General features: G+C 57.1%; 12 protein-coding genes. 10 read left to right on the forward strand and 2 right to left on the reverse strand.

Annotated elements, in window-relative coordinates; translation table 11 throughout:
- Nucleotides 1–85: 85 nt before the first annotated feature.
- The 10 genes from AA105894_RS13320 to AA105894_RS13365 all read left to right on the forward strand — a co-directional run bounded on the left by AA105894_RS13320 (nucleotide 86) and on the right by AA105894_RS13365 (nucleotide 8,372).
- The gene (locus AA105894_RS13320) at nucleotides 86–1,591 is read left to right on the forward strand and encodes a methyl-accepting chemotaxis protein (protein WP_267312183.1); all 1,506 of its coding nucleotides are present in this window, start codon (nucleotides 86–88) and stop codon (nucleotides 1,589–1,591) included.
- Complete coding sequence (locus AA105894_RS13325; protein WP_267312184.1) at nucleotides 1,591–1,875, forward strand: hypothetical protein; 285 nt, start codon at nucleotides 1,591–1,593, stop codon at nucleotides 1,873–1,875. Before AA105894_RS13320 ends, AA105894_RS13325 begins: the two co-directional genes overlap by 1 nt.
- Before the next feature lies 1 nt (nucleotide 1,876).
- Nucleotides 1,877–2,260: a response regulator gene (locus AA105894_RS13330; protein WP_267312185.1), complete on the forward strand. Its 384-nt coding sequence runs from the start codon at nucleotides 1,877–1,879 to the stop codon at nucleotides 2,258–2,260.
- Between the two features lie 29 nt (nucleotides 2,261–2,289).
- Nucleotides 2,290–4,563: a chemotaxis protein CheA gene (locus AA105894_RS13335; protein WP_267312186.1), complete on the forward strand. Its 2,274-nt coding sequence runs from the start codon at nucleotides 2,290–2,292 to the stop codon at nucleotides 4,561–4,563.
- A 39-nt stretch (nucleotides 4,564–4,602) separates the two neighbouring features.
- Nucleotides 4,603–5,073, forward strand: a complete 471-nt coding sequence (locus tag AA105894_RS13340) for a chemotaxis protein CheW (RefSeq protein WP_267312187.1) — start codon at nucleotides 4,603–4,605, stop codon at nucleotides 5,071–5,073.
- A complete protein-coding gene (locus tag AA105894_RS13345) occupies nucleotides 5,070–5,909 on the forward strand; it encodes a CheR family methyltransferase (RefSeq protein WP_267312188.1) in 840 nt (279 codons plus the stop codon). Before AA105894_RS13340 ends, AA105894_RS13345 begins: the two co-directional genes overlap by 4 nt.
- A gap of 3 nt (nucleotides 5,910–5,912) precedes the next feature.
- Complete coding sequence (locus AA105894_RS13350) at nucleotides 5,913–6,965, forward strand: protein-glutamate methylesterase/protein-glutamine glutaminase (RefSeq protein ID WP_267312189.1); 1,053 nt, start codon at nucleotides 5,913–5,915, stop codon at nucleotides 6,963–6,965.
- A gap of 65 nt (nucleotides 6,966–7,030) precedes the next feature.
- Complete coding sequence (locus tag AA105894_RS13355; protein WP_188424384.1) at nucleotides 7,031–7,420, forward strand: response regulator; 390 nt, start codon at nucleotides 7,031–7,033, stop codon at nucleotides 7,418–7,420.
- Nucleotides 7,420–7,980 (forward strand): chemotaxis protein CheD, encoded by a 561-nt coding sequence (locus tag AA105894_RS13360; protein ID WP_188424381.1) that lies wholly within the window; start codon nucleotides 7,420–7,422, stop codon nucleotides 7,978–7,980. The genes AA105894_RS13355 and AA105894_RS13360 overlap by 1 nt, the downstream gene beginning before the upstream one ends.
- Before the next feature lie 47 nt (nucleotides 7,981–8,027).
- Entirely contained in the window at nucleotides 8,028–8,372 is a 345-nt protein-coding gene (locus AA105894_RS13365) for a hypothetical protein (protein WP_188424380.1), read from the forward strand.
- Between the two features lie 133 nt (nucleotides 8,373–8,505).
- Here the strand turns inward: AA105894_RS13365 and AA105894_RS13370 are convergent, their stop codons facing one another.
- Nucleotides 8,506–8,853, reverse strand: a complete 348-nt coding sequence (locus tag AA105894_RS13370; RefSeq protein ID WP_188424378.1) for a flagellar biosynthesis regulator FlaF — start codon at nucleotides 8,851–8,853, stop codon at nucleotides 8,506–8,508.
- A gap of 111 nt (nucleotides 8,854–8,964) precedes the next feature.
- Nucleotides 8,965–9,813 (reverse strand): MotE family protein, encoded by an 849-nt coding sequence (locus tag AA105894_RS13375; RefSeq protein ID WP_267312190.1) that lies wholly within the window; start codon nucleotides 9,811–9,813, stop codon nucleotides 8,965–8,967.
- Between the last annotated feature and the right edge of the window lie 401 nt (nucleotides 9,814–10,214).

Raw genomic sequence — 10,214 nt, forward strand, 5'->3', positions numbered from 1 at the left:
GCACTTACTCATGATTGCGAAGTAGAGCACGATGAAGACCTGGCTGTATCAAGAAGCATCGTACCGGTCCAAGATCAGTACGACGATGTTATGTATTCAATTACTCCTAGTCGTTCAGCTCGTATGCGCATTCGGCTTCTTTTATGGCAACGCCCTCTCCTCGGGCGCTTTCTACACGCTGCTGGCGCTCGCTCTCATCCTTCTTGCCTCAAGCCTGTTCTTCCGCCTCGCCCTGATTCAGGCGGTTGCCGAACCGGTCGAGAGAATTCTGACTTACGGCGAAGGTCTGATCCGTGGCGATGCACGCGGACGCGCCCGCTTCTCCGACACACGGGATGAAAGCGGTCGTCTGATCGCTCTCCTTTCTCGCCTGCATGAAGCCCGCTCGGACAAGAGTGACGACAAGACGCAAATCGACGCTCTGAGCAAGGAAGTGGACGGGCTGAAATCCAGTGCAGCCGCAAAAGTCGCGGAAATCAAGACTGCAGTGGCTACGATCGAGACAGCCATGTCTGCTGTCGCCAAGGGTAATCTGGACCAAGCCATTACGGGTGATATTCTCAACGGTGATTTTGCAAAAGTCGCCATCGGCTTCAACGAGGCCTGCCAGAACTGGAGAACCGTTCTCATCAACATGGCGCGCAGCTCGGAATTCATCACCACGGGCGCTGCGGAAATTTCCATGGCGTCTGATGATCTGGCGCGTCGAACCGAAATTCAGGCCGAAAATCTCGGCAAGGCTGCCAGCTCGGTCAGGACAATCAGTGAAGGCATCAAGGCGACCGCCGATGTCTGCTCAGAATCCAGCATCGACACCAAAAAGACGCTCGATCAGGTCAAGCTCGCCACAGAGGTCATGGATGAGGCCAATACCGCCATGAGCGGCATCCAGAAATCCTCCAGTGCTATTGGCGAGATCATCTCCGTTATCGACGGGATCACGTTCCAGACCAATGTTCTTGCCCTGAATGCCGGGGTTGAGGCAGCGCGCGCAGGCGATGCAGGCAGGGGCTTTGCCGTCGTGGCGCAGGAAGTCCGCTCGCTGGCCGAAAAATCGGCGAAATCAGCAAATGAGATCAAGCGCCTGATCTCTGTCTCTGCCGAGCAGGTCGATAAGGGCGTTAGCCTCGTACACCGCACCAGCCAGTATCTCGGCAGTTTCTCCGAAAGCATTTCGAGCATCGCGCACCGTATCGAGGACCTGACCAAGACAACACGCGAGCAGGCCCTGCGTCTGGCCGAAGTGACCAGCTCGATCAATGACATGGATCAGGTCACCCAGCAGAACGCCGCCATGGTTGAGGAAGCGACAGCGGCGAGCCACAACCTCACGACAGAGACGCGCTCCCTCACCCAGACATTGAATGGCTTCGGGCTGGGCAAGAAGCCCGAGGCTGCCCCCCCATCCCGCAAACCCGCGGCTCCGCTGGCAAAGCCTGTCGCGCGTCAACCCCAGCCTGCCAGAGCGGCGACAATTGCGCCCCACGCCGTTGAGACAAGAAACCCGGCACCTGTCCGTCCGGCTCCCAAGGCGCCGGCCAAGCCAGCCCTGCAGGTAACTTCTTCCGACCAGGGGTGGGAGGATTTCTGATGGAAGAGATTTCCATAACCACAGACGCGGAACGCCCCAGCGTCATCATGCCCTCCCGGCTGGATTCAGGCGCGGCCCCCGCTCTCAAGGATATGCTCAGTCTTTCTCCTGAGAGCGCCCTCGACGGGTCGGAGGTCACCTATCTCGGAGGGCTCTGCCTTCAGGTCATTCTGGCCAGCGAGCGTCCGGTCATCAATGCTTCAGACAAGCTGTCGGAAGCGCTCATCCTTTTCGGTGCAACCTCAGTGCTGCAGAAAACTGCCTTGATGTCAGAGAGCCCTTGATATGACAGAAACCCCCACTTTGCGCGTCCTCACGATCGATGATTCCAGAACCATGCAGAGCATGCTGCGGAACGCGCTCGAAGGCGCTGGCTACGAGGTTATTCAGGGGAATGATGGTGTCGAGGGCATCGAGGTTCTGGAGGCTGCCACCCCAGCCCCTGCTGTCATCATCACGGACATCAACATGCCACGCCTCGACGGCTTTGGCGTGATCGAGGCTGTCCGCAAGATGGACCGCTTCCGGCATCTCCCCGTCATCGTCCTGACCACAGAGAGCGATCAGGAAAAGAAGGCCCGCGCACGGGCTGCGGGGGCTACCGGCTGGATCATCAAGCCTTTCAATTCCGACAGTCTGGTTTCAGCCATCCGGCGCGTCACTCAGTAAGAGAAAGCAGGGGCAGAATGAGCTCAGACATGGACGAAATCCTGGAGATCTTTTTCCAGGAATGCGACGAACAACTGCAGGAACTCGAAACGGGTCTGGCGGCTCTTGCTGCCGATCGTGCCGAGGATGATACGGTCAATGCGGTATTCAGGGCCGTACATTCCATCAAGGGGGGCGCTGCTTCCTTCGGACTGCAGAATCTCGTCCGCTTCTCCCATGTCTTCGAGAACTCTCTTGACGGAGTACGCTCCGACCGAATCCAGCCGACAAAAGAGATCATCGCCGTCTTCCTCAAAAGCATGGATGTTCTCAGCGATCTCGTGGTCGAAGCACGCGGCGGCGCCTCTGTCGACGCACAGCGTGTGGAGGAGAGCCTGACCGAACTGAATGTTGTGAGTGGTGAGGCGCCTGCCGGTGCTTCCAGCCCAGCAGCCAGTTTCGACCCGACGGAGAGCGAGACTGAAGGGTTCAGCCCGGTTCCGTTCGAGTTCGAGCCCGTCGCCTTCGACTTCGGTGATGATTTTGCAGAACCGGCATCGGCCCGAAAGATCGTTACCTTTCACCCGCATGACGCCATGTATGGCTGCGGCGACGATGCGCGCAACATCCTTGTTGCCCTGACCGCCCTTGCTCACGACAAGGGCGACACCGCCCATGTCGAATGCCTGACCGAAGCGCTCCCTGCGTTTGAAGATCTCCTGCCTGCGTCGTCCTATCTCACATGGCGCGTCACCCTGCCAGACAGCGTTGCCGAGAGCGAAATCAGGGATGCCTTCGACTGGGTTGTCGATAGCTGCGATTTCACGCTCGAATCGAACGGGATCGCGACCGACACGACAAACCCCGACGAGAGCAACGAGGCAGATGCGTTTTTCGGGGCGCCTGCGAGCCTGTCCGAAGATACCATACAGGCAATGGTGGCGCAGAATGCGGGACAGGCCCTCTCTCGTGGGGCCAGTCTGCCCACGACGGACAGACGCCTCTCGGCGGAGGCGTTTCTGGACGACCTCGCCCCGCCAGCCACAATACAGCGCGATGAGGAACCCATAGCCCTGACCGGCGCAACCGTCGCACGCAAGGCCGAGGCCGCCTCGATCCGCGTGGATCTGTCTCGTGTCGACGACCTCATGGATCTGGTCGGCGAGCTTGTGATCGCCCAGGCAGCCGTGCAGTCGCTGTGCCAGAAGGCTGGCACCTCCGGCCATCACGAGCTGATGCAGGGTATCGAGGGCATGCAGACCCTCACACGCGACATTCAGGACGCCGTCATGTCCGTGCGGGCACAGCCCGTGCGGAGCGTATTCCAGCGCATGCAGCGTGTCGTGCGTGAAGCAAGCTCGATGACGCAGAAGGCCGTCAATCTCGTCCTCGAAGGCGAAGACACTGAAGTCGACCGCACCCTGATCGAAAAGCTCGCAGCCCCGCTCACGCACATGCTGAGAAATGCGGTCGATCATGGTATCGAAAAGACAGAAGACCGTATCGCCGCGGGCAAGTCGCCAGAAGGATGCATCACCCTTTCTGCCGAGCACCGTTCAGGGCGCATTCTGATCACCATCAAGGATGATGGTGCCGGCGTGAACCACAAGCGCGTTTTCGAGACAGCTGTGAAACGCGGGATCATCGCTCCTGATGCAACGCTAAGCGAAGACGAGATCAACAACCTCATTTTCACCCCCGGCTTCTCGACCGCGTCGGAAGTTTCCGACCTTTCGGGACGCGGCGTCGGCATGGATGTGGTCAAGCAGGCGATCATGAGCCTGGGTGGGCGCATTGTGATCAGCAGTGTTTCAGGAAAGGGCAGCACGTTCAGTCTCAGCCTGCCCCTTACCCTGGCCATTCTCGATGGCATGCTGATCTCGGCAGATGAAACAACGATGGTCATTCCGATCTCGGCAGTTTCCGAAGCCATTATCGTCAGCCAGAGCGATGTCTATTCCCTGCCCGATGGCACGAGGATCATCTCGAAGCGCGGTGAATGCATACCGCTCCTGCCGCTCGGGATAACCCTGGGGCTGGCTGGCGCGCGAATCAGGGAGTCTCTGGAAGGCGCCGTTGTTCTGGTCGTGGAGAACGAGTCCGGCAGCCGCGCCGCGCTGATCGTCGACGAGATCTGCGGACAGATGCAGGTCGTCATCAAAAGCATGGAGCGCAATTACCGCCATATCTTCGGGGTCTCCGCCGCCACGATCCTCGGCGATGGCAGTGTCGCTCTCATTCTGGATGTATCGGCGTTGATCGCTGCTGCACTCAGCCAGACGGAAAACAAAGCAGCGCTCGGCGTCTCCGAGCTCGTAAACTAGGCCAACATGACCATGCTCAGCATCAATCAGGAAACGAAGATGTCCGAACAGTTGACCACCCGTGAAGGGGCCGAAACGCCCTCGGTCAAGATGATCGTGTTTGCCGTCGGCGCTCAGGAATACTGCATTCCGATCCTCAGCGTGCGCGAGATCCGCGGATTTGAAAAGACGACGACCCTCCCCTTTGCCCCCGCTTATGTCTGCGGTGCCATCAATCTTCGTGGCATCATCCTGACCGTCATCGACCTTGCGGCCTATCTCAACATTCCCCCCGAGCTGGAAAATTCCAGACGGGTCGTCATCATCGTCGAATCACGCGCGGGTGTTGTCTATGGTCTGCTGGTCGATCGTGTGATCGACCTGGCCGATATCAGCACGGGCGATATCCAGCCGACCTCCGATGAGGGCGCCTGCCTTCACGGCCTCGTCCTGATCGAGAACCGTATGATCGGCATTCTCAAGCTCGATACGGTCGTCAAACATCTCGTGGGTGAATCCAGCAAAGAATGATCAACAGCATCACCCTTTCCGCCCCTGACTATACCGACGCCGACTTCCAGTTGTTGCAGTCGATCGCGCGCACCCAGGCCGGAATCTGTCTGCCAGCTACCAAGAAGGCGCTCGTCTATTCGCGCGTTTCCCGCCGGGTAAGGGAGATGCAACTCAGCTCCTTCAGGGAGTATCTCGCCTTTACGACCAGCCCCGCCGGGACGGTTGAAATGGAGAGGCTGATCTGCGCCCTGACGACCAATGTCACCGGGTTTTTCCGTGAGGTGAACCACTTCGACCATCTCAGGACTGTTGTCATGCCCGAACTGGCACCTGCGCTGCGCAAGGGCAAACGCGGGCGCATCTGGTCGGCGGCCTGCTCGACAGGGCAGGAGCCCTGGAGCATTGCCATGACCGTTGCCGGCAGCTTTCCGGAAATCGGCAATTATGATTTCCGCATTCTGGCAACGGATATCAACAGTGACGTCGTAGCGCGGGCAGCAAGTGCCACCTATGCGCCGGACGAGTTGGAAGGGATCCCTGAGAAGGACAGAACCTCCTTTCTCAAGCTTCATGACGGGGCCTATCGCTTTTCGGAAACGCTTCAGCGCCTCCCCGCTTTCAAGGTCTTGAATCTCAACGCAGCCTGGCCGTTTCACGGCTCTTTTTCAGTGATTTTCTGCCGAAATGTCGTCATCTATTTTGATGACGAGACCCGCGAGGCCCTCTGGAAGCGCCTCGCCGAAAGAATTGAACCGGGAGGCTTTCTCTATGTCGGCCATTCAGAACGTGTGGCCAACGCGAAACTGTGCGGACTGGTGAGCATCGCGCCGACAATTTATCAGAAGGAAGCCTGAGCGATGACATCACCCGTCAAGGTGCTCGTAGTTGATGATTCCCGCACGGCGCGCGCCATGATCCGCCACGCGTTTCAGAGCCATCCGGATCTCGTCATCACCGGCGAAGCCGCCAATCCGCTCGAAGCACGAGACATGATCATCAAAGACCAGCCGGATGTAATCACGCTCGACATCGAGATGCCCAATATCAATGGCCTCCAGTTTCTTGAAAAAATCATGCGGCTTCGACCGATACCGGTGGTCATGGTCTCGAGCCTGACAGAACGGAACGCCGAGATCGCGCTGACAGCGCTTCAGATGGGGGCCTTTGACTGCTTTCCCAAAACGACCGCAACAACACCCGGCACAAATGCCTATGCCGGCCTGCCGCGCATCGTACGACAGGCCGCACGGTCGAAACCGGCCGTCAAGACGCTCTCGACGGCAGCACCGGCTGTCGCACCCGACCGGAAATCATGGCAGCAGCCGCATGATCTGATTGCCATCGGCTCATCGACGGGCGGCGTTGAAGCGATCGAGGAAGTGCTGAGCGGCTTTCCTTCCATGAGCCCGCCCATCGTGATCTGCCAGCATATGCCTGCCTTTTTCACGGCGAGCTTTGCTGCCAGACTGGACAAGAAGCTTGATCAGTTATCCATCACCGAAGCCCGCGACCGAGAGGTGCTCGCGCCGGGCCAGGTGCGCATCGCCCCCGGCGGCACGCAGCACCTGACTGTCACGCATACCGCTCAGGGTGTCATGACACGCCTGGTCCAGGGGCCTGCGGTCAATAACCACGTTCCTTCGGTGGATGTCCTTTTCGACAGTGTGGCAGAGCAGTTCGGTGCCCGATCTATGGGTATCATCCTGACTGGCATGGGTCAGGACGGGGCAGAGGGTCTTCTGGCCTTGAAACGAAGCGGTGCCTGGACAATCGCGCAGGACAAGGCGTCGTCAGTCGTCTATGGAATGCCGAGAGTCGCGGCCGAAATCGGGGCGGCCTGTCAGATCATTTCCCTCAATCAGATCAGTGCGGCGGCCATGAGCGCCAACACGCGCCAGACCCACGCCTGAAGCAGGTCCCAACCATGATACACCGCCTCAAATTCTCGACCATCGTGAAGTCTTAAGGACAGGAAATGCCTGCAGCCTCTCAAATCAGAGCTTTGATCGTCGATGATCAGGCCTCTATACGTCAGGTACTCGCCAATAATCTTGCGCAGCTCGGCTTTACTCAGGTCGCCCAGCGCAAGGATGGCAAGGAAGCACTCGATTATCTCGGGCAAAATCCGACCCATTTGGTTATTTCCGACTTCAACATGCCCGTCATGGATGGCCTTGCCCTGCTGCGCGCCGTTCGGGAAAACCCGAAAACCCAGAAGACCGCCTTCGTTATCCTGACCAGCGAGACCAGCCGTGACCTGGTGCAGGAGGCCATCAAGGCCGGCGTTAATAATTTTCTGGCAAAACCCTACACGGTCGCCAAACTCCGGGAAGTTCTGGAGAAGGTCTTCGGGCCTATAACCTAATGCAGATGCCAACGAAGACTCACACCGTTATTCAGGGAGACGTCGTTATCTCCGATAACGCCGACGTGCTCCTGACAACTCTTCTTGGCTCGTGCATATCGGTATGCATGTATGATCCTCTCGCCGGCATCGGGGGGATCAACCATTTCCTGCTTCCAAACGGTGAGGGCTGCGACAATAACACCGCCCTGCGCTTTGGCGTAAACGCTATGGAAAAACTCGTAAACGGCATTCTCAGCGGTGGCGGACGACGTGACCGCTTGCTTTGCAAGGCCTTCGGGGGAGCTGCGATCATTCCCTCGCTTGGGCATATCGGACAGGAAAACAGCACGTTCGTGAGGCGCTATCTCGAGGAAGAACGGATCACCTGTATCGCGCAAAGCCTTGGAGGCACGCAGGCGCGACGGATCAGATTTTGGCCAACGACGGGCAGAGCGCAGCAGAATCTTGTCGATGATAGCCAGGCCATCGGGATACAGGAACAGATCTTCAATAAGAAAGAAGCTGACTTCGAAACAAAATGGAAGAAAACGAACGCTTCTAGCGTCGAGCTATTTTAAAATTCGCCACAAGTGCTTGCCGCCCTTCCCCTACAGGAGCCAAATTGTTGAACACGAATCCCCATGAAGTTCTATCGAATATTGTTCAACAGTTGATCATCACTCATGGTGACCTGCTATCTGTTCAGGCTGCGGTCGAACGGTCTGCTCTTGGCAATGCATTCCATGAAAGTGAGATTGCCAATTTACAGAAGCTCGATCACGCCACACAATTTGTTGACGCGATTACGACGATCCTGCGCAATCTGATGACACTTTCTCTTTGGGACGAAAATGTCGCAATTACTCTGGATGAGGTGCTGAACGATGTATGCTTGGGGAGCATACATGGGCTCTTTTTGGGAAAAGAAAAAGAGCCGCATAGCCCTGCCGGGGAGATGGATTTTTTCTGACAAGGTTTGGCAGCTGGACGCCCAGATCAGGAGCGCAACACCGCAACCTTTCAGGCATCAGACGTAGCTAACACTCACATCTGCCAACACCGCGGCACATGCGCGCGATGCCCCCTGCCAGCTCTACCGCGCGCTATTGCGCGAGCAGCCCGTCTAGAACATCCTGAGCGATATCTATCAAAGGCTGGAGCGAAAGAGCCGAATCAAGAATAGCCTGTATGCCGTAGCGCTGAGCTTTGTCGGCCAGGTTTACGATCAGGACACGATCATCCGATGGGTTCTGTCCGCTATCGACGATATTGGCTTTCATGATGAGCGACCAGAGTTTCTGGTGCCGATCCAGCGCCTTGAACCGCAATGCGTGGTCCTGCTCGGCGGCAGTCAGCTCGTTGATCATCATTGTGAAACAAGCTGCCTCCGCTTCGCGGCCTGAAAGCGACGTTTCTGCAACGGCCTGATAGGCCCTTAAAGCAGGATGCATTCTGACTTCACCGTTTCAAATCGATTGATGCGTCACAGTCAGGTGACGCGACGGAGACACTAACTTAATTGGCCGGAGCTGAAAATCGGGGTAGTATCAGCGCTACAAGCATCACTCCCGCAAGGACGGCCCTTTGCCAGAATCCGTGTGCGGCAGCCAGGAGAGAACGCCGGCTGACGATGAACGGCGTGAAGACCCATCGGGAGTGCCACCTTGATTATGGAAGTTGCGCACGCCAGCCAGATATTGCGAAACAGTATTGACCCTCTCAGGGAACATATACCCCATGATCGCTGAGATCTTTCTGGGATTCATGTTGTTCGCGATAGAGACCAGCACGTGGATATCCATGATATTGAAAACCGCAGCGGCCTCACGCGGTGGCATTTCTTCGTAGATCTTGACGAGTCTTGAAGTCTCGGCCGCCATCGTCTCACGGTGACGAGCCTGCTTTTCCGCAAGTTCGGCCATCGAGTTATCGATGGCCCGCATACGTTCCTCCAGAACGATGCGAGCCGCATCCAGGACGCGCTTCTGTTCCTCGAGTTTTTTCTGTTCCTCGTCCACGCTCCCCTGCTTGGCGAGTAGATGATCTACGATTTCCTTCTGCGCCTGATCGGTGGATGTCAGATCTCCCGGTGTAGCCCCTTTATCGCTCAGGCAGGGCCCGATCCCACATGGGGCCGCATGACCGTCGCTTTTGAGAAAGGCCGCCTCGACGGGTGCCACTGAAGAACCCGATTCCACTGCCTCACTCAGGCCGGGCACAGACCGCCAGCCCCCGCGGCTCGTTGTCTCCTGTTCGCGACGGGGTACGGTACCTTGCTCGGCAGAGGCTTCGGATTTGGGACTATTTGCAGGCAAAGCCGTATCGCCACGCCCATCAGCAGGAGTGCTACGATCATCCTGCCCCATATGCTTTGCAAGTGCATGAACATTCATCGCAAGCGAAAGCGTCATGAGGATAGTCGAGATGTGGAGCAGTCGCCCCAGGGGAAGTCTTGGCATTGCCATTCAACCCAATCACTGAAAAACAAACGCAATAATTAATGGAAAAGATAACAAAAATTCAGCAAATTACTGAAAATTTGCACAAGACAAATTCATACGCATATTAAGCGACGACTATGCTGCAAAGGCATGAATATACCGATAAGATATTGCTCACGTAATAGTTATCCAGCTGGAATTTGGCAAGCACCTTTTCAGAGGCGACATGGAAACGGCGTTGCGGCTTGTCACTTTGCCTCGGCCTGTGCCCAGTTCGCCACGCCTTGTTACGTAGCACAGAGCATTTTTCGGAAAGGCGTTTTTGGTAATCTTCTCTTATCCATTTCGGGATTTATGGTGTTTGCGTGGCC

The sequence above is a fragment of the Asaia spathodeae NBRC 105894 genome (assembly GCF_025994195.1).
Classification (GTDB): Bacteria; Pseudomonadota; Alphaproteobacteria; order Acetobacterales; family Acetobacteraceae; genus Asaia; species Asaia siamensis.